Origin of the sequence: Lysinibacillus macroides (genome assembly GCF_001281525.1) — a bacterium.
GTDB classification, from domain to species: Bacteria; Bacillota; Bacilli; order Bacillales_A; family Planococcaceae; genus Lysinibacillus; species Lysinibacillus macroides.
In genome coordinates, this window is record NZ_LGCI01000006.1 from 1 (window position 1) to 20,965 (window position 20,965).

General features: G+C 36.2%; 11 protein-coding genes. 2 read left to right on the forward strand and 9 right to left on the reverse strand.

The window, feature by feature from the left end; all coding sequences use genetic code 11:
- Nucleotides 1-162: 162 nt before the first annotated feature.
- On the reverse strand, nucleotides 163-1,062 hold the full coding sequence (locus ADM90_RS10330; protein WP_053995218.1) for a DMT family transporter: 900 nt from the start codon (nucleotides 1,060-1,062) through the stop codon (nucleotides 163-165).
- Between the two features lie 131 nt (nucleotides 1,063-1,193).
- Here ADM90_RS10330 and ADM90_RS10335 point away from each other — a divergent pair, with 131 nt between their 5' ends.
- Together ADM90_RS10335 and ADM90_RS10340 are read left to right on the forward strand one after the other, a co-directional pair.
- Complete coding sequence (locus ADM90_RS10335) at nucleotides 1,194-1,916, forward strand: MgtC/SapB family protein (protein ID WP_053994951.1); 723 nt, start codon at nucleotides 1,194-1,196, stop codon at nucleotides 1,914-1,916.
- A gap of 13 nt (nucleotides 1,917-1,929) precedes the next feature.
- The gene (locus ADM90_RS10340; protein WP_053994952.1) at nucleotides 1,930-2,895 is read left to right on the forward strand and encodes a cation diffusion facilitator family transporter; all 966 of its coding nucleotides are present in this window, start codon (nucleotides 1,930-1,932) and stop codon (nucleotides 2,893-2,895) included.
- 45 nt (nucleotides 2,896-2,940) lie between these two features.
- On the opposite strand, the gene ADM90_RS10345 is transcribed toward ADM90_RS10340, so the two are convergent.
- The 8 genes from ADM90_RS10345 to ADM90_RS10380 all read right to left on the reverse strand — a co-directional run bounded on the left by ADM90_RS10345 (nucleotide 2,941) and on the right by ADM90_RS10380 (nucleotide 20,955).
- Nucleotides 2,941-3,681: a hypothetical protein gene (locus ADM90_RS10345; RefSeq protein ID WP_053994953.1), complete on the reverse strand. Its 741-nt coding sequence runs from the start codon at nucleotides 3,679-3,681 to the stop codon at nucleotides 2,941-2,943.
- Between the two features lie 304 nt (nucleotides 3,682-3,985).
- Nucleotides 3,986-5,149, reverse strand: coding sequence for an iron-containing alcohol dehydrogenase (locus tag ADM90_RS10350; RefSeq protein ID WP_053994954.1), 1,164 nt, complete (start codon nucleotides 5,147-5,149; stop codon nucleotides 3,986-3,988).
- A 68-nt stretch (nucleotides 5,150-5,217) separates the two neighbouring features.
- Nucleotides 5,218-6,330 carry a response regulator gene (locus ADM90_RS10355; protein ID WP_053994955.1) on the reverse strand — a complete coding sequence of 371 codons (1,113 nt, stop codon included), beginning with the start codon at nucleotides 6,328-6,330 and terminating at the stop codon, nucleotides 5,218-5,220.
- Nucleotides 6,327-9,395, reverse strand: a complete 3,069-nt coding sequence (locus ADM90_RS10360; RefSeq protein WP_053994956.1) for a sensor histidine kinase — start codon at nucleotides 9,393-9,395, stop codon at nucleotides 6,327-6,329. Before ADM90_RS10360 ends, ADM90_RS10355 begins: the two co-directional genes overlap by 4 nt.
- 766 nt (nucleotides 9,396-10,161) lie before the next feature.
- Nucleotides 10,162-11,268: a response regulator gene (locus ADM90_RS10365; RefSeq protein ID WP_053994957.1), complete on the reverse strand. Its 1,107-nt coding sequence runs from the start codon at nucleotides 11,266-11,268 to the stop codon at nucleotides 10,162-10,164.
- A complete protein-coding gene (locus tag ADM90_RS10370) occupies nucleotides 11,265-14,330 on the reverse strand; it encodes an ATP-binding protein (RefSeq protein WP_053994958.1) in 3,066 nt (1,021 codons plus the stop codon). The genes ADM90_RS10365 and ADM90_RS10370 overlap by 4 nt, the downstream gene beginning before the upstream one ends.
- Nucleotides 14,331-15,469: 1,139 nt before the next feature.
- Nucleotides 15,470-20,380 (reverse strand): S-layer homology domain-containing protein, encoded by a 4,911-nt coding sequence (locus ADM90_RS10375; RefSeq protein WP_053995219.1) that lies wholly within the window; start codon nucleotides 20,378-20,380, stop codon nucleotides 15,470-15,472.
- Nucleotides 20,381-20,430: 50 nt separating this feature from the next.
- The gene (locus ADM90_RS10380) at nucleotides 20,431-20,955 is read right to left on the reverse strand and encodes a phage tail protein (RefSeq protein ID WP_053994959.1); all 525 of its coding nucleotides are present in this window, start codon (nucleotides 20,953-20,955) and stop codon (nucleotides 20,431-20,433) included.
- Nucleotides 20,956-20,965: the final 10 nt, after the last annotated feature.

Below are 20,965 nucleotides of genomic sequence, written 5' to 3' on the forward strand. Positions count from 1 at the left end.
TTGTTCAGTTTTCAAGGTTCATGTTGTTTCAGTCGTTTTCAGCGACTTTTTTTATTATAACTTGTTTTTAACAAGAAGTCAACATTTTTCTTAAAAACTTTATTTTTAAGTGTTCCTTCTTGTTAAGGACAAGTAATAATATATAATATAGCATTTTAAAAATCAAGTACTTTTTGCAAAAAAGTTAAAAATCTTTTTTATATCCACGACGAATAATAGAATGCCTGTTAGTACAATAACTCCCCCGATAATTTGCGTGACAATTAAATACTCTTTAAAAATAAACCATGCTAAAATAGCTGCTCCTACAGGCTCAAACAATATGGCTATTGAGACCACATTGGTACTAACGTATTTAATTGACCAATTAAACAGAGTATGACCCAAAAAATTAGGTACTAACGCCAATAATAAAAACCATAGCCAATCCATTGAAGAATGAGGTGCCAACGATTCTCCTTTCATCAGTACATAGATAAATAAAGTAATCGTACTAACAACATACACAATCATTGTATAGGTCATCAAAGATAATCGTTTACGTACATCTTGTCCCAGTAAAAAATAGGCTGTCACAAGTGCACAGGCAATAAGAGCTAGTATATCACCATAAAATGCAGTACCACTTACTTTAAAATCGCCCCAACTTATTAAAACACTTCCGACAACCGCTATTGCTCCCGCTAGAATTGTTTTCATCGTTATCGTTTCTTTAAAGAAAAAATAAGTACCTACAAATGCAAACAATGGCTGTAGTGTCACTAGCACGGTTGAGCTTGCTACTGATGTATAGTTTAGTGATTCAAACCATAAAATAAAATGAAATGCTAAAAATATTCCTGCAATTGAAGAAAATAGCCAATCTCTTCTACTTAACTTCGTTAACTCCTTTGTGTACTTCCCCAAAAACAATGGTGCCATAATTAGCACAGAAAATAACATACGATAAAATGCAATGACACCAGCCTCTGCTTGTGCTAATTTAACAAAAATAGCTGATAAGGATACTGAGATAACCCCTATTATAATAGGGATATATGGATGCATTTTAGGCTTATCCATCATGTCCCACCTCCATTAAAGATACTTATACTTCCTTATTTTTGTAGTGTACAATACAAAAAACAAGGTACATATAATAATGACAGCTTACATATCTCTTAGCAATACGAAATATCTAGGGAGGATTGCGTATGGAAACATTATTAGAAAATATGATTACATATGAGGTTGGCATAAAATTAGTGATTGCAGCCACATTAAGTTTAGTTATCGGTATTGAAAGGGAATTAAAAAAGAAACCCGTTGGATTAAAAACAAGTTTAGTCATTGCTACATTCAGCTGTTTACTAACCATTATCTCCATTGAAACAGCCTACTCAACCCCTGCTAGAGATGACATCAATATTACGATGGACCCTCTTCGCTTGGCTGCACAGATCGTGAGTGGAATTGGTTTTCTTGGGGCAGGTGTTATTTTAAGACGCGGGAATGACAGTATTACAGGCTTAACAACCGCTGCCATGATATGGGGAGCTGCTGGTATTGGGATCGCAGTTGGCGCAGGCTTTTATATGGACGCAACATTAGCAGTAATTATCATTGTTTTTGGCATTGAAGTTTTGTCACCCTTCCTAATGAAGATTGGTCCTAAGCGTATTCGTATGCGAGAAATTTTATTAAAGGTTCAAATTGAAGATGCTACAAACACCGAATTCTTTTTATTATTTTTGAAAGACAATAACATCATCATTGAAAATATTCGTATTAAAGACATCCCTTTAAAAAACGATGATGTTTTACACGAGCTGGATTTACGTCTATCTTTAATCGTCTCCGATAATTTATTATCATTTTATCATTCATTACGAGAGCTATCTTATATAGAAAAAATCGAAATGGAAATTTTAAACTAGTTGGAGGACTTTTATGACAGAACTATTTAAACTACTAAAGGACGGTAACAAACCTTCTCTACTAGCAGCAGGTGTGAATACCTTTTTAGGTATTATTAAAGGAATTGCTTTTTTCTTTACTGGAAATGTTGCAATGTTTGCGGAAATGATGCACTCTCTTGGTGATGCAGCAAACCAATTATTTGTCTATATCGGCTCAGCCCTTTCCAAAAAGCCGCCTACCAAGCAATTTCCTAGCGGTTTTGGCCGTATTGTTAATTTAGTATGCTTATTTGCTGTTATTATTGTAGCCATTCTCTCTTATGAAACGATCAAGGAAGGCTGGCATCATTTTATACATCCTTCAGGAGAATCTAGTGGGATACTAATTGCACTTGGCGTACTATTGATAGGGATTGTTTTAGAAGGTGCGGTGCTCGCCAAAGCAGCTGTAGAAGTTTTGCATGAAGCTGGACAAGAAAAGGCTGGCCTTACAGCTATTCCAAAAGCATTTCCTTATTTGAATCGTGCAAAACCCGCAACCAAGTTAGTGTTTATGGAAGACCTAGTAGCTACCAGCGGGAATATTTTAGCCTTTGCTGCAATTGTGATCGCTTATTTCACAGGGTGGGGAAGAATAGAAGGACTTGTGTCAATGATTATTGGAGCGATGATGTTTTATGTTGTTGGGAAAGTTTTCTTAGATAATGCTCGTGGTGTTATCGGGGAAACAGATGAAGAAATGCTAAATCATATTGCCTATCTTGTCATGGATGATCCCAATATTAAGGATATTGTACGTCTCGAGGTGATTAAGGAAGGAGAGTTTTTACATGTTGAATTAGTAGCTGAAGCAGATCCCCAATTATCCTTAGCCTTTTTAGATGATGTCCGAGACCATTTAACAGAGATCATACTAAGTCAAAAAGGTGTAGCTAAAGTAGCGATATTATTTGATGAGGATGATGGAAAAACAAGCTGGGTGCATGCTGGCAACTGACACGACAAATAGCCAATTGCCATATTTCAGGCAGTTGGCTATATTTTATACGAGTCTTAAGTGGTCTTGCTCATGCTGATTTTTCTCGTCATTATTTAAGTATTCAGGTATATGCTCATAGCTCATAAAAACATGATTTGTAATCATAAAAGTCAGTAATTTATGAAAACTAATAACCTTTCGTACACCTTGTTGTTGAATAGCGATTTTTGAAAATTTTAAGGTAGCTTGTCGATTCGCTAAAGCGTATTCTTCTGCGTTCTGAAGAGCCCTACCATCCACATGACAACCCAATACAAAATTTCCTGCAAAAGAATCTTTTAAAACATTGGGATGCATGGATTGATAGTGAACTTCTGTAATAGAATCTTCCTCATTCATCAAATGATGAGCGATTAAATAATGTTTTAAAGCACCTTTCAAGTCAATGGCAATCGCTGTGTCTGCTAAAATCGTGCGATAATGAACAGGCACAATTTCTGCCTTCCCTAGATAAGGCTTCACTTCCACAATAATTTCTCCAGCGGGACGAACAAATAATTGTACAATTGCCTTATTCACACCATCTGAAAAAATAATATTTGTTTGTCCAAAACGTAAACTTTTGAAAAATATGCTTTGATCAACAATATACCCTGTGACAATTTTATCATTTTCAATTTGTAGTGATTTCGCTTCAATTCCCAATACTTCTACACAATTTTGCATTTTATAGACATGCGGCTGAAAGGGCATCTCTCTACAATTTAATGTAACAATACGGTCCTCAAGCAATTGTTTCAACATTTGGTCTCTCTCCCTTTTGTTTAATCGTGTATTTATTTTAATAAAAACAACTGAACAATTTCTGAACAAAATTACAAAAATAGCAGAAAAACGACAAAACACACCTCACACTTCATATGAGTAAATAAAATCATCATATAATACAATAATACCCATCTAAAATTGCTGAAAATCTATATTCAACATTATATTATAGGTCTTAAGAAACTTCTACGACAAAATACAACACAAATCGTTAATTTTTCTTAACCTTTTGGCACAAAAAAATATGAGACTATAATAGATAGCCTCATATTTTTTATAATTAAAGAGAATTTTGTAAAATTGTTTGTACATCTTCTTCTTGTAATTTATTAAAGTTTCCAAAAGGTCCGTTTTGCATGGCATGTTCAATAATTTGCGGAAATTTCGCATCATCAATATTGTAATCAGCTAAACGATTTGGTGCACCTAGTGATGTCCAAAATGCAGCTAAACGATCAATTCCTTCATAAGCAACCTCTTCTACAGTCTTTCCAGATGCCTCTACCCCAAACACGCGTGTTGCAATACCAGCAAAACGCTCTGGATTAACAGGTACATTTAAGCGCATCCAATGTGGCTGAAGAATGGCTAAACCACCTGCATGTGGAATATCGTACACAGCTGATACAGCATGCTCAATATTATGAGAAGCCCAATCACCTCGTGAACCTATCGACAGGAATCCGTTTAAACCAATTGTCCCTGCCAATAAAATCGTTTCACGCAACTGAATATTCTCTAAATCCTCTAGTAATTTTGGAGCCGTTGCTATAATTGTTCGCAATACGCCTTCACACATTTCATCCGTAACCGGTGTATTTGTTGTATTATGGAAATATTGCTCGAAGATATGCGACATCATATCAACAATGCCATAAACAGTATGGTTTTTCGGGACTGTCACTGTATATGCTGGATTTAATATTGAAAATTTTGGGAACGTTGCAGGGCTGCCCCAGCTTAGCTTTTCTTCCGTAGCAGCATTTGTAATGACCGAGCCCGAGTTCATTTCTGAGCCAGTAGCGGCAAGTGTTAAGACAGTACCAAGCGGCAATGCGTCTTGCACAAACACTTTACGTTGCACAATATTCCAGGCATCCGCGTCATACTTTGCACCCGCAGCGATTAATTTTGAACAATCAATCACAGAGCCCCCGCCAACAGCAAGAACAAGGTCAATTCCTTCTTTTTTACAAATGTCAATCCCAAGGCGTGCTGTTTCAACACGTGGATTTGGCTCTACGCCGCTTAATTCAAAAATAGTTTTATTTGCCTCTTGTAATTTCTCCATCACCGCATGGTAAACACCATTTTTTTTAATGCTTCCCCCACCATATACAACCAGCACCTTCTGGCCATACTGTGCTAACTCTTTTGATAGCTTTTCTAATGCATCTTTACCAAAGTGTAACTTTACTGGATTATAAAATGTAAATGAATCCATTTCATTCGCCCCTTTCTAGTTGAATTCTCTCATAATGTTATTGTGGAGCGCAAAGATTTAAGTTTCATTTAGGCACGAGCCATATAATCGTTATACATCATTTGAATCTTCTTCGGTATCGGCACACCAATTTCTCTTAACTTTTCCTGTATTTGCTTATAGCATTTGACACAATCTTGCTTTTTATTTTGCTCAATTAAAAATTCTAATAGTAAGAACATATAATGCTCGTTGAATTCATCGATTTCGAGCATCTTTTGTAGACAATTTAATTTTAAAAGTGAATTAATGACTACTGTATGTTGGATATAGGTTTCAAGTAAATGCAACACCATTTGTTTTAAGCGAAACTGGATTGGCATCGCCCACGGGTACTCCTCTTCTGCTAAAAAATCACCCTCGTAGCAATTTAAAAGCTGCTGAATGGACTGTTCATCATGCTTTTGTCGTTCTAATAGTTGAATAAGCTCATCATAATCACTAGCAATCTTAATATTTAATTGGTAATGATTATTTACCAATTGAATAGGATCTTTACGACCATTTTCCTTTAATAGTTTTCGTAGTTGATAAATGGTCGTATGTAAATGACTAGCTGCTTTCTCAAAATCTAGTGTTGGCCAAAGTTCTTCTATAATAACAGCATTTAACATTGGCTTTTTCTGATGAAACCATAAATATAAAAACAGCTCACGGGTTTTTCTTGTACGCCACTTGACTACTTCTTGTTGTGCGTCCAGTAAATAAAAACTACCAAATATATGTGCATATAATAGATGTTCTGTTTTCGTTGATGTTGTTTCAATTTGCTGCAATTGCCACTTTTGCTGTGCCTTTATTAAGGCTTTCACAAGTCGCTTTTCATGAACAGGCTTTAACAAATAATCCGTTGCCTCTATTTCAAAAGCATCCACCGCAAATTGCGCATGTGCAGTAACAAATATAATTTGTAAGGATGGTTGCTTGACCAATAATTGCTTTGCTACCTGTAAGCCATGTGTATCAATCATTTCAATATCTAAAAAGACTATATCCACAGTCTCTTTTTCCAGTAAAGTAAGAGCATCCATCACATTCGTAAATGCCCCTTTAATAGAAACTTGAAATTGTTCCAGCTGGTTTAACATAATCCGTAGAACATCAATCGCTATTTTTTCATCATCAATGATTATTACCTTCATGCTCCATCACCTTCTGGCAATAGTATTAGTATCGTTGTTCCTTTTCCTACTTCACTATATAAACGTAGGCTTGCATTTTTCATTAATTTGAATTTTTTTAATGGATTCATAAAGCCAATACGAGATCCTTCGCCATTCAAGAGCTGTTGCAGCTTTTCATCGGGTATCCCTACACCATTATCATAAATTTTAATGCGAATAAATTGCCCATCTCGCTGCACACTTATCTCAATCGTACCACCCTCCAATTTTTTAGAAATACCATGAACAACAGCATTTTCTACTAGTGGCTGGATAGATAGTGCAGGAATCATCAGCTGAATAGATTCATCAATATCATAGTTAATCGTTAAACGATCGACAAAACGCATCTTTTCAATATAGAGATAGGCTTTTACAAGCTCTATTTCTTCCTCTATCGGCACCATACTATTGCGATAATGGACATTAAGCTTGGCTCGGAAATAAGTCGCTAAACAATAAAGTGCCTCTCTTGTATCATTCATATTGGTATAGCTCAAGCCAATAATCGTATTTAGTGTATTATAAACAAAATGTGGTGTTACTTGCGCATATAAATAATTCATTTCCACCTCGATGGCATCAATTGATGATTGACGAACTGCTAATAAAGACTCAATACGAATCAGTAATTCATCCATTGACACAGGTTTTTGTAAATAATCGTTAGCACCAACCTGCAATGTGAGCACTAAATCAGAATGCTTCATAATAGCTGTCAAAACAATAATAGGGAGCTCTAACATATCGTACTGTTTACGCACCTGCTTACATAATTCATAGCCGGACATACCATTCATCATTAAATCAATCAGTAAGCAATCTACTTCATTTGTTTTAAGATATGCTACTGCATCAAAGCCATTATCTACAGCTATCACTGTATAGCCCTTTAAGGCTAAGTTGTCAGCCAATACTTTAATATTGACATGATCATCATCTACCACAAGGATCTTTTTATCATTGCCTTTATAAAACAATGGTAAATTAAGTTTTAGCACTTCAGTAGCTGCCTGTGTACCCATTGTTGTGAATATTTGTTCGTTATTTACGAGGGTCTCTGTCGCTAACGGCATTGTAAACGTAAATGTCGTTCCTTCCCCCAATGAGCTTGTTACATAAATAGCACCATCTAATTTTTCTACAATATTTTTAGCAATGCTCAAGCCTAAACCAAGCCCTTCTTTTTGACCTTGTTTTTTTACCTGATAAAAAGCAGTAAAGATATGCTCTATATCCTGTGTCGGAATACCAGCACCTGTATCACTAACTCGAATGACCATCTGTGATTGTTGAGCATGTGCTGTGACGATAATCTCCCCTATTTTTGTATGCTGTATAGCATTATGCAATAAATTATAAAGCACCTGCTTAAAGCGCAATTCATCTGTCAGCATATTTGGTAATGCCTTATCTACTTCTGTAATTAAACGCACATGACTATTTTTAGGCATAATATTCTGTATTTCCGTCATTACTTCATTAATGACCGTTATCGGAACAGCGCGTGGTGAAACACGTATTTCTCCAGTCATATGAGTAGAAGAAAACAATAAATCCTCCACTAAATGCCCTAAACGCTGGGTAATATTATGAATTAAGATAACCTGTTCCTGCTGAGCACGCTTCAATGGTCCCTGTGCCCCCTCCATTAATGATTTGGACAAATTAACAATACCATTTAATGGTGTGCGTAATTCATGGGAGGTTTTCAGTAAGAATTCATCCTTCATTTGATTATGTGTTAGCAATTCTTCTGATAATGCTTGTATCTTTATAAATGCCACATTTGCACGGTAATTTAATAAGAGGACAAAGCCAAATAGCATTAATAAAAACAACAAAATTTCACTATAATCAAACGGTATATCTGTGATAAAATTTATGGCTAATAAAACGCTGTAACAGCAAATAGCAATCAATACAATTAAAATATATCGCGCACCTTCTAATCGTTTCAGCAATACACGAATAAGAACCCATACATTATACGCGACTACTGGAGCATTAAGAGCAATATATACTAGCTTTCTAAAAGTAACCTCCTCTTCTGAGGTAGCTCTTGTATTATGTGTAAATGGATTATAGATAGCATACATAAAGAAGGTAATCCCCATTAAAACTAAGAGGGCATAAAGAGTTCTTTTTTTTGTCAATTGCGGATACATATAATAAATAAATAGTGTTAAGCACATAATCACTAAAGGCACACTGCCAAGCTGTAAACGTAATTGACCAAGTGCATGCGTGATAGGCACGATCATAAAAAATACTTTTTGATTAATAAATGACATATACAAGCCTAGTAAAATGGCAAAAAGCCCAAAAAACAGCTCTTCCTTCCGTCTACGATTTTGTATATAAGACATAATATAAATAATGCCAAATATGACATAGCCTACACTTACTAAAACATCTGTTAACACCTTTATACGGTAATGATGCTGAATAGCTTGCATTGTCCCAAATTCAATAGGGTAAATAATGCCTGCCTGTGGGTGATGAAAACCAGTAACATGTATGACAATGTCAAGTATGTTATTGCGGCTTTGTGTAAATACAGTATATTTATCATCATTTTCAGCTTGATACCCACTTAAGGTTTCGCTAGGATTACCCTTTCCCCCTACTTCTATATCATTCATAAAAACGCGATTGGATTGTCGAATTGTCCGAATATACAAGCCATATTGCCCTTCCACTGGAACCTTCACCTTAAGATGATATGTTCCAATCGTTAAGCCCTGCTCCTCTTCATTGGGCTGAACATATTTATGCCACTTTGTAGGGACTGGAATAGCTATACGTTCATCTTCATAGCTATCTAGTGATGCTTGTGGGGGAATTAAAACATTCGGATAGAAAGACCATTCACCATCTAATTTAACAATTTTATTTTTTTGTAATTGCTCCGCTTCAATTGTTACTGCACCATCTTCTACAATTCGAGGGTTTTTATCAGAGAAGTAGTGCCAATTGCCAAGAAAAAAGACAATACTAAACAGCATGATAATACAAGCAATTATTAAGATATTTTTTTTCATTATCATGTCTCCCTACAGTTAAGTTTTCAACTACCTCCTTTTATTACCCTCCTTAAGCATATTAGCATAGAGCTTTTGAACAAAATCTGAACAACTCGAAATAGCCTATAACGTAATATCTATTAAAAATGAGAATAGTAGTCAGCATTGCCTATCAACTCCCACCATACAATCCGTAAATTGTGAAATTTAAGCATTCACTATCCCATGCTGTGCATAACCATACACCGATTCATTTATATGGTTAGCCTCAAAATGATCCTTTTCCTACATTATTTAATTTACTATTAATAGTAAGAGTAGCTTATGTATAGTTGGAGCGCCAGTAAGTAGGTCATAATAGATACATACCTTCAGCTTGATTCGTTATCATTCATCCATCCACTTTTAGAAAGCCTTTCCCCCCTACAACATAGCACTTTATAATAATAATTGCTGCCAATAAGAAAAGCACGCTGATCGTTAGATGCCTACCTAACCCATTAGCGCGCTGATTGGTGTCATATGATTTCACTATAGGTGATTGAACTTCAGAGAATACCCATACTCATTTTGAATATTCTTTTCTCTGCTGTCGAGATTGAACGGGCTTCAATACCTTTACTGCTTGATTACATATTCTTCTCCTCTGGCTTGAATTGTCCATTGACTAATATGCTTAAAAGGATTTTATATCCTCATTTTATATTTTATACCATAAAAACAAGTAGTATTTCCTGTAACGAAAACAGAGTGGTCGGTACACCTATCAGTAGAATGCAAAGATTTAGGATTGTCTTATATATGTATGATAAATACGATGAATTTCCTCTGGCACTAAAATTCCGATTTTTGATAATTTCTGTTCTATGCTCTCATAACACTTTATGCAATCCTGTTTTTTGTTTTGTGCAATTAAAAATTCTAGTAGTAGAAACATATAATTTTCATTAAACTCATCTAGCTCTAGCATCTTTTGTAAACAATTTAATTTTGGTAAGGCATTATTAGACTTTGCTGTAGTCACATACATTTCGAGTACCTGTAAAACCTGACGCCTTAAGCGCAACTGGGTTTGAATAGCCCAAAAATAACCCTCTTCCGCTAAAAAATCACCCTCATAACAATTTAAAAGTTGCTGGATGGATAGGTCATCATGCCTTTCCTGATCCAGCAAACTAATCAACTTATCATAATCACTGGTAACCTCCACATTTAGTTGATATTGATTATTAACTAGTACAATTGGCTCTTGAATACCATTGTCCTTAAACACCTTTCTCAATAGATAAACCGTTGTATGCAAATTACTAGCTGCCTTCTCAAACTCTAAATCAGGCCAAAGCTCCTCTATTATGACAACATTTAGCATGGGCTTTTTTCGATGAAACCATAAATATAAAAATAGTTCTCGCACCTTTCTTGTACGCCACTTAATCACCTCATGTTGTGCATTCAATAGATAAAAGTGATTGAGTGTATGGGCATAAAAGAGATGCTCTTTGCTCTCTTTTTTGACATTGCCTTGCGGTGGCAGCCTCTTCTGTGCTTTCATCAATGCCTTAATCAAGCGTTTCTCATGGACAGGTTTTAATAAATAGTCCGTTGCCTCTATATCAAAAGCATCTACTGCAAATTGTGCATGGGCTGTTACAAATATTATTTGAATAGTGGAATTCATGATTAATTGTTTTGCTACCTGTAAGCCATGCACATCCGTCATTTCTATATCTAAAAAAACAACATCGACTGCTTCTCTTTTTAAAAATCGCAGTGCATCATTTGCATTGGTAAATGTTCCTTTAATAGAAATCTGAAACTGTGTAAGCTGCTCTAAAGTGAAACGTAAAGCATCAATAACTATTTTTTCATCATCTATAATGACAATATTCATGCGTCATCCCCCTCAGGTAAAAGTATTAAAATTGTTGTTCCCTTCCCCTCCTTGCTATATAAACGAAGGCTCACATTTTTCATTAATTTAAATTTTTTAAGTGGATTTGTAAAACCAATGCGCAAGCTTTCTTCATTCATTAATTGTTGTAATTTTTTAGCAGGTATACCGACTCCATTATCATATATTTTAATCTGAATAAATTGCCCCTCGCGTTGGACACTCACCTCAATTGTACCGCCCTCTGACTTTTTGGAAATACCATGAAAAACAGCATTTTCCACTAAAGGCTGAAGTGATAATGCTGGTATCATCAATTGTATAGATTCATCAATATTATATTTAATGGTTAAACGTTCACCAAACCGCATCTTTTCAATAGCAAGATATGCCTTTACAAGCTCTATTTCTTCTTCAAGCATTATCATATTGTTGCGAGAATGTACATTAAGCTTTGCACGGAAGTAGGTTGTTAAACAGTATAGCGCTTCCCTTGCATTATCCATATCCGTATAACTCAACCCAATAATTGTCGTGAGTGTGTTATAGACAAAATGAGGTGTCACCTGTGAATATAAATTGTTCATTTCTACTTCAATTGCATCTAAGGACGATTGTCGAACAGCTAATAATGATTCAATGCGTAATAGCAATTCATCCATTGCTATAGGCTTTTGTAAATAATCATTAGCTCCTAGCTGCAAAGTTAACATGAAGTCAGAATGCTTCATAATAGCCGTTAACACAATGATTGGAAGCTCTAACATATCATACTGCTTGCGCACTTGTTTACATAATTCATAGCCTGACATTCCCTCCATCATTAAGTCGACTAACATACAATCCACTTGATTTGTTTTGATGTAGTCGATAGCGTCAAAGCCATTATCCACCCCAATCACTGTATAGCCCTTTAAAGCCAATGCATCCGTTAACACCTTTATATTGAAATGTTCATCATCGACAACAAGTATTTTTTTATCGTTACCTTGATGGATCAACGGTAGCTCAAGCTGCAGTATTGCTGATGGCGTTTGTTCAGTGGTAACAAGTGAAGCCTCTGAATCTATTTGACTCTTTGTGGCAAGTGGCATTGTAAAGGTAAAAGTAGTGCCTTCACCAAGAGTACTTTTGACATCAATCGTACCATTTAATTTATCTACAATATTTTTGGCAATACTTAATCCTAATCCAAGCCCTTCCAGATGATGCTCATTTTTTACCCGATAAAATGCCGTAAAGATATGCTCTAAATCCTGAGCGGGTATTCCTTTTCCAGTATCACTCACTTCAATCACCATGTGCTGTTGTCGCTGATAAGCCGTTACAATTACTTCTCCAAGCTCGGTATGCTGGAGAGCATTGTGCAACAGATTGTACAATACCTGCTTAAAGCGCAATTCATCCGTCAGCATGGGCGGTAATGTCACATCTACTTCCACGAGTAATCGTACATAACTATTCGCAGACATCACACTACGTATTTCTGTTACTACATCATTTATAATACTGATTGGTACAACACGAGGCGACACACGTAGCTCTCCTGATATATTGTGATTAGATGAAAATAATAAATCCTCTACTATCTCTCCTAAGCGCTGTGTGATCTTGTGAATTAATATCACTTGCTCCTGCTGATTTCGTTTTAAAGACCCTTCTGCCCCTTCCATTAATAATTTTGATAAATTTAAGATACCATTTAAAGGTGTGCGTAATTCATGAGATGTTTTTAGCAAAAATTCATCCTTCATATAATTATGTATTTGCAATTCCTCTGTAAGCGCTTCTTGTTTCGTAAACGTAGCATTTGTACGATAATTTAATAATAAGGAAAAGCCCACCAGTATACATAAAAAAAGCACTAACCCACTATAATCAACAGAGAATTCTGTTAAAATATGCACGATCATTAATGATGAATAGCAGCAGGTCGCCACAAATACGATTAATACATAAGAAGCCCCCTCTAAATTTCGCAAAATAATACGAATTAAAATCAATGCGATATAGATCATTCCCGGTATTATCAATAATAGATAGGTGATTTGTTGACTAATCACAGTACGTTCAGTCATCTTACTTAGATCAGAAGAAATAGGATTATAAATACCATAGATAAGAAAAATAAAACTTTGAAAACCAACCAATGTATAAACCACTTTCTTATTTGTCACTTGTGGGTACATTGTATGAAGAAAAAGTACCATACAGTTATATAGAAGAGGTATAATTCCCAGTTGGAGCTGTAGTTGGCTGGTAATCCATTCGTTCGGCACAACCTGGAAGAAAATTTTCATATTCACAAAGGAGGATTGCAAGCCCATTAAAACCATAAACAGCCCGAAAAACAATTCTTCCTTCCGCTTGCGATTCTGCCCATAGCTAATTAGATAAATAATACCAAAGACAATATAACCAGCAATCACTACTATATCAGTCAATCTTTTTCTGTCATAAAAATGCTGTACCGCATCCTTTGTACCAAGTTCAACAGACTCAACAATTCCTGAATTTGAAAATTCGCTAAAGCTGGCTACCTGTATAAAAATATCCAGTACTTGCTCCTTACTTTGCCCAACGACCATAAATTGATCATCATTCTCTGGTCGAAACTCTACAAAAGATGTATTGGGATTTCCTTTTCCGCCAACCTCAATGCCATTCACAAAAACTCGACTAGATTTATGAATACCCCCAAAAAACAAACCGTATTGATCTTCTATGGGAACCTTTACCTTAAGATGATAGGTTCCAACAATAGGTCCCTTCTCAGCTGACTGAAAATCCCCTGCCCATTTATCAGGAACATTTAACGGTATACGTTGATTCGTATAGTCATTTAACGATTGTTGGGGCGATAATAATACATTCGGATAAAAGAACCATTCGCCATTTAGCTTAATCATTTTATTATTCTCAAGTTGTTCGGTCGTTACCATCGCTATTCCTTGCTTCACAATCGGAGCATTACTTTTTTTAAAATAATGTCCATTTCCGATGATGAAAACGATAGCAAATAGCATTATAATGCCAACTGTTATAACAATATTTTTTTTCATAAACCTTATTTGCCTTTCTTTAGCTACAAGATGCCTATCAAATAGGAGGGAGTTATACTCAACTCACAACGCTTCACATGGTTATAGCCACCCTAACTTCTAACACCATATATTAAATTCCCAATAGTAATAGAAATAGGATTTCTCTGAGTCTACTACTTTATAATTAGGATGATCAATCGCCTAGCCTGAGCAAGCATTAATAATCCCATAGGTTTCTGGACAACTAGGGACAAAACCACGTTCAATTAACGTAGATCTCTTTATAATTGTAGAAGGACGATTTTACATCTCTCACTATTTTTTTATCGAGATTTGCCTTTGTCGTAACTAGTGTAATAATCGTCTACACAGTAGTTGCTATTACAGTAGCGAGGGCTGATTGTAGAACTATGCTATTTTTCAGCACTCGTTCTTCCCTTTATTTTAAAAACTCAGCTTTAAGCTTTTTCTAATAAGTTTATCAAAAAGTACCTAAACAAAATCTGAACAGAACATACATTCTTTATTAATTTATTCTTGGTGGTATTTTTGTACCAAAAGTACAGCGTCTTTACGTATATTAGACGTCCACCTTTTTTATTGTATAGAAAAACAGGCATTGATGAGATTCTCTCCCTATCTTTCTAACTTCGTTTAAATTTTGTACTTTTACACGCTAAATTATCTCTAAATGATAATTACCGTGTTATTCACGATAAGATGTAAACGATTGTTCAGATTTTGGAGATAGTAGAATTACTATATCAATCAAAGGAATTTTGCAGGTAGTTATTTCATACTCGGATGTGGCATTATTATTGGTATATTGCGGGTGCTACAAGTCATCTGTATTCGAAAAAACATCTGGGGAAAAAAGCTTTTGGATCAACGCCTCAAACAATAAGAAAAATCTTAATCAACATCATAAAAACTAGTACAATTGAAAGAATATTATTAATAGTAGCTTATGTAACCTGTAAGTAGACAATAATAGATGCATACCTTCAACCTGATTCGTCATCATTCGTTCATCCGTTTTTGAAAGCCTTCCATCTATACAGCATAGTACTTTGTAGTAATATAATTGCTGCCAATAAGAAAAGCATGCTAAACGTTAGATGATTATCTAACCTATTAGCATGCTTATTATTTTCATATTATTTCGCTGTGGCTGCTTGAATTTCAAAGAACGCCCAATGTCCTTTCGGAATATCCTTGAAAATTTGTTCCTTTTCTTCTGTCGAGATTGAACGAGCAAAGATTCGATTCAACACCTTTACTGCCTGCGCACGTGTTAGCTTCTCCTCTGGTTTGAATTGTCCGTCACCTGAGCCAACCATGATGCCCATTTGACTAATACGCTCAATTTCATTTACTGCCCAATGTGTTGATGCCACATCTGTATACGTTGTATCGTTTGCTGTCATTTCACAATACGAGAGAGCTGTAGACATCTCTGTGCATTGCTTATTCACCCAGCGTACTGCAATGACTGCCATTTGGGCTCTTGTCATACTATCATTTGGTCCAAATGAATGGTCACCAAGTCCATGCATAATTCCTTTTGTTCGGATATATTCAATATCATTTTTAGCCCATGAATTGGCTATATCTGTATAAAATAGCTGGAATGCTGCTGGTACATGATTATCACTTAAATTCCTTGCCAGCATTGCTGCCATTTGTGCACGTGTAACCTTTGCATTTGGACGGAAAGTACCATCCTCATAGCCTTGAATATATGGGGCAGGCTTTCTCTCTAGCTCTATTGGTTCCTGTTCTATTTCATCTTCCTGTTCTCTATATAATAAAGAAAAAGTAGAGAAATGCTGGACATCAAAGGCAACACCTACTTGCTCCTTATCGAATTCCACTAAGCGTCCATCATGTAGAAATTCAACTGTATCATTACTATGCTCTACATACACTAGTATATTTTCCTGCTGTATGGATGACAGATTTATTGGTAACGGTAGTAATAATGTTACATCACGATTTTGTAGATTTGTCGTAATCGTTATTGGTTGACCCATAAGCGCTAGCTGTGAATTATTTCTTTGTTGAGCGCGTTCTTCAATAGCATTCTGTAATGATGTATCCTTTACAGGGGTAATATAGAAATAGATAGCCTCATTAAAATCCGTTATTGAAGTAAACGGAACTTCAATTTTAACAGTTCCCATCGTTATCCCAAAGTTTAGCTTACCTTCGACCAATCGTTCAACCGCTTCCTTCGCAAGTATTACTTTTGTTTCATTAGCCGATGGTTCTGAGTCTGGGATCACAATATTAAAGCTTCTATCTTCTCTGTTCATTAGCTGTTGTAACAGTTCATCTATATTGTTTGCAGTAACATTGATGGTATCTATCAAACTACCATTGTTGTCTTCACGCGTTACAATAGCTTGCGCTAATACTTTGTCTAAATTGTTTGGGTCTATAATACTTACATGGGATGGATCACTTGGAGTAACTGGGTCTGGACTTGAAGTCAAAGTCGATGATCCCCCATTATTATTTGGTATAGTATTTTTCGACCATAAAGCAAACAATACTACATCCTCTTCTCCCATTTGCATTGTTTGCCCAGCTTTATGCATAACCCCTTTACCATCAGCCTTCGTATTCCATCCTACAAAAGTATATCCTGCTTTCACCAGATTCCCTGTATTCCCCAAAACAGTAATTGTTTCTTGTGATTGATACTGTTTCAAATCGATTGGAACGTTTCCTCCCTCAGCTCCATTACCTACATACGTAACCGTGTATGTTGGCTGTGCCTTTGTCGTAAAATTCCATATCGTATGATCTATAATACCTTCATAAGCATTACCCACAAGATCTATAAATGCCCCTGCCTCAATTTCGATGCTATACATTGTCTGATAGGCGAAATCCATTGTAGGATTAATCGTTACAATGTTATCTGCTACTGAAACATTTGCCTGTGTAGCCTCAATTGTTTCAATTATTTGATTGTCTGAAGCATTGCGAATCATAATATTTTTGCCTGCTACAGGTACAACGCTCTTATCAAAAGTTAATACTAAATTATCTGTAGGCTCTATATCCATTGCTTGATGTGCTGGAGAATACGTTGTTGCTTGTGGTGGATTTTTATCAATTATCACAATTGCTCCAGCAGAAACCTCTGTTACTTGTGAACCTAAATTCCCTGCTAAATCTTGAACATCAATTGTAAAATAAACAGCGCCATCAGCATCTCCTGACTGCAATGTATAGCTTGCTTGCCAAGTCTTGGCATCGCCATCATCTTTATCATGTACATTTGCAGGTTGCCCTTGAATCGTTACAAGTGGCAGTTGAATATCCTCACTCGCAACAACATCTACTGTAATGATGTCACCTATTTTTGCAACTGCTGGATTGGCATTATTAGAGGTCATCGTTACCTGATCTAAAGCTGGCTTTGTACTATCTGCTATAACGTAGCTTCCATCCGTAACGGCTGTTACCTCTATTGCCGTATTACCGAGTAAATCTTGAAAATTCAATGTGAAAGGTACTGCTCCCTCGATATCGCCCTCTTCGATAACATATGTTGTTTGCCAATTTCGTGCCGCTCCAGTGACAGTTGCCGTATTTTCTGCAATCGTCACTACTGGTGCTTGGATATTTTTATCTGTTTCTACTGTTAACGTAATTGTATCGCCTATTTTAGCCTTTGTCGGGTCTACATGATTGGATTGAATATTGACCTCTGTTGCTTGTGGCGGTGTTTTATCAATGGCAAATGTAATAGTTGTTGTGTTACCTGCGCTATCTGTTACTACTAAAGTATAATTTCCAGATGTACTGATAGTCGTTCCATTTGTGAAGGCTGCTCCATTTAATGTAGCTGTTCCTTCATTAAAGCTAATTGTTACATCTGCGTTATACACACCACTATTCGTAACGCCTGTTATGACTGGCGGTGTTGTATCTAATATAATTGTATTTGATAATGTATTTGATATATTATCAGTGGTATCTTTTAGTTGCATATAAATGGTTTTACTACCATCACCATTTGTTAATGTCCAACTTTTCGTCGATGCATATGATTCCCAACTAGACCATGTAGTACCATCATTTGAAAAGCGCATTGTGATTGCTTCTCCTTCTGTATCACTTGCCGTCATTGTTAAGATTACATTAGTAGAACTTGTATAACCTGCTCCATTATTTATCGTAATAGAGCCCATTGGTGGATGATTTTTCGTAATTTCGATTGTCAATTCCTTCTCGAATATATTGCCAGCCCCATCTGTTACTCTAATCGTAATTTGATAATTATTTTTCGCATCATAGGTGAATACCGTTGTCGTTTTTAATTCATTGCCGTCAATCTCAAAGAAATTTGTATCACCTGATACTAGTGAATACGTAAAGGCTTGAGGGCCTCCTGAATCCGTTGCCGTCAATGTGCCAACAGTTGTACCAATGGACTTCTTTTCCTGTACAGTGCTATTACTCAGCATAATATCTGTAGGTGGGGTACGATCAGAGATTATTTCGAACTCTATGGATGCTTGATTGAATGCCCCACTGCTTGTAGTCGCAATATTTTCAGGAATTTGGATTTTTACAGTGCCATCTGCGCTCGGTACTATTTGCGCAACATATAAGGTCCCACCCCCTGTAAGGGATTGAACAGTTCCATTTGTCATAGCTATATCCCCCAATGTAAAACCAGTCACAGACTCACTGAAAACAATACTGATGGGAATTGGACTGCTATTTGTTGGACTAGGTACTGCTGATGAAATTGTTACAGCAGGACGTGTACTAACAGCTAAGTTCATCGTATAAGCACTGCTATCATCACTACCGTCACTTACTATAAATAAAAAAGATGAGGAAGAGCTATTTTCTGTTAGATATTTTAATTTCCCCGCATCTAAATCAACCTTGCTAATCGTTGCTCCATTTGACAGAGCTTCCCCAGCATCCATTTGCTGATTGTTATTATCATCAAGATAAAGCTGTCCGCTATTCGGGATGGTTACAATTTGAATGTGTTGCAAACTATCGCCAGCATCCTCATCATGAAATGCAAAGGAAGCGCTGTTAAATATATATACTTGCCCTTCGTTTACATTCACAGTTCCATTGCTGGATGTTGGCGGTCTATTTAATGGAAGCGTTGTGACCTGCTGTGTTGTATAGGCACTTTTATTGCCATCCGCATCTTGTACAATAATATTAAAATAATAGGTTGTGTTAGCTGTAAGTCCTGTCACATTAAAAGAATGAATATCTTTCGTATAGTCATTTTCTAATGGTGTCCCATTTGCTTCAATGGCATCCACCGTATCCATATTGTTACTACTAGATTGATAGACACGATATGCTAAATTCTCTTGAGCTGTTAGATCATCAAATGCCTTAGTCCAGCCCAATGTCACGCCTGTTGCAGTAATATTGGAAGCAGTAATAGCCCCTGTTGATACTGTTGGCGGATTATTAGCTGGAATATCAATCGTAAATTGTGTAAATACCAAATCCCATAGCCCTGCCTGTATCCTTTCTATATACTTAACACTGGCCGTAATTTCAAAGGCATGAATCCCTTGTAAATTAACAGGTATATTATATACAGGACCTTGATATTTAACTGTCGAAAAGAGTACTGGGCTTCCCTTAGGATTTCCTGCCGTATCAAGACCTTGAATAGATAAGGAAAAAATGTCATCTTCATCGTGGACATTCGTTGTATTAATCGTTAGCGTTTGTAAATCAAAAATACCACCAGCAAACCCCTCCCCTGCTGAAATTTTAATGGATTTTGGCGTTGCATAGTAATCCGCATCAAAATAATAACCAACAGGGGAATTTGGGTCATTACCATACTTGAACAAACTAAGGTCAGGGCCAGATACCTCAAATCCATTCGTTGTATCATCTATCCAATTAGCCTGTGTTAAATCCTGCACACATACTGGATAATTAGCTGCTCCACAACTAGCTGCCTTTGCTGTTAAAGGCGAAACAAACAAGATACTTGTCAATTGACTAGAAACAATTAATAGCAAACATAAAGTTATGATTAGTATCTTTTTCCTCATTTTTATACTGCTCCCTCTTAATGATTTCACACCTTTCATTTCATTCATTCCTAACCTTTAGGAGGCCATTCCCCATTTAAGCAAATAATAAAGTTTAGCCCTAAATATGGCTGCATATTATTATGCGGTTGGTTCCCACCAGTTATATTAATCGCCAATGGACTCATTGGTGTATTTACTTGTGTTGTATAGGCAGGAACAGAGCCCCTCCCTTGTTGTTCAGTCCATAGTGCTCCAGTGGGGTCAGTATTTGATGTCTGAGTATTGTTACAAGTAGCTAGATGGTTATGATTAGGCATTTGGGTTGTTAATAGAGTAACAGTAGCTGTGCCTCCAGACGCTCCTACATTTCTTGGCGTTAGCCCTGCCCCTGTGCCTTGATGAATCGCTACCCTACCATTTAAATTCGGTAACGCAAAGGTTGCCTTACCATCCCCGCCGTATATTGTGCCTAAAATAGCATATAATGCCGTATTCGAGGCAATTAATAATAGCTGACCATCACACAAAGCCCAATTTTTCGGCGCAAAATTACCACTAAATAGTCTAATTTCTCCAATATAAGCTTCTGACATTTTTCTTCAC

Bases quoted from the DNA above. Each gene is read 5' to 3' on its own strand.
- ADM90_RS10350 (WP_053994954.1), bottom strand. From the start codon at position 5,149: ATGGATTCATTTACATTTTATAATCCAGTAAAGTTACACTTTGGTAAA.
- ADM90_RS10360 (WP_053994956.1), bottom strand. From the start codon at position 9,395: ATGAAAAAAAATATCTTAATAATTGCTTGTATTATCATGCTGTTTAGT.
- ADM90_RS10330 (WP_053995218.1), bottom strand. From the start codon at position 1,062: ATGGATAAGCCTAAAATGCATCCATATATCCCTATTATAATAGGGGTT.
- ADM90_RS10375 (WP_053995219.1), bottom strand. From the start codon at position 20,380: ATGAGGAAAAAGATACTAATCATAACTTTATGTTTGCTATTAATTGTT.
- ADM90_RS10380 (WP_053994959.1), bottom strand. From the start codon at position 20,955: ATGTCAGAAGCTTATATTGGAGAAATTAGACTATTTAGTGGTAATTTT.
- ADM90_RS10355 (WP_053994955.1), bottom strand. From the start codon at position 6,330: ATGAAGGTAATAATCATTGATGATGAAAAAATAGCGATTGATGTTCTA.
- ADM90_RS10365 (WP_053994957.1), bottom strand. From the start codon at position 11,268: ATGAATATTGTCATTATAGATGATGAAAAAATAGTTATTGATGCTTTA.
- ADM90_RS10340 (WP_053994952.1), top strand. From the start codon at position 1,930: ATGACAGAACTATTTAAACTACTAAAGGACGGTAACAAACCTTCTCTA.
- ADM90_RS10370 (WP_053994958.1), bottom strand. From the start codon at position 14,330: ATGAAAAAAAATATTGTTATAACAGTTGGCATTATAATGCTATTTGCT.
- ADM90_RS10345 (WP_053994953.1), bottom strand. From the start codon at position 3,681: ATGTTGAAACAATTGCTTGAGGACCGTATTGTTACATTAAATTGTAGA.
- ADM90_RS10335 (WP_053994951.1), top strand. From the start codon at position 1,194: ATGGAAACATTATTAGAAAATATGATTACATATGAGGTTGGCATAAAA.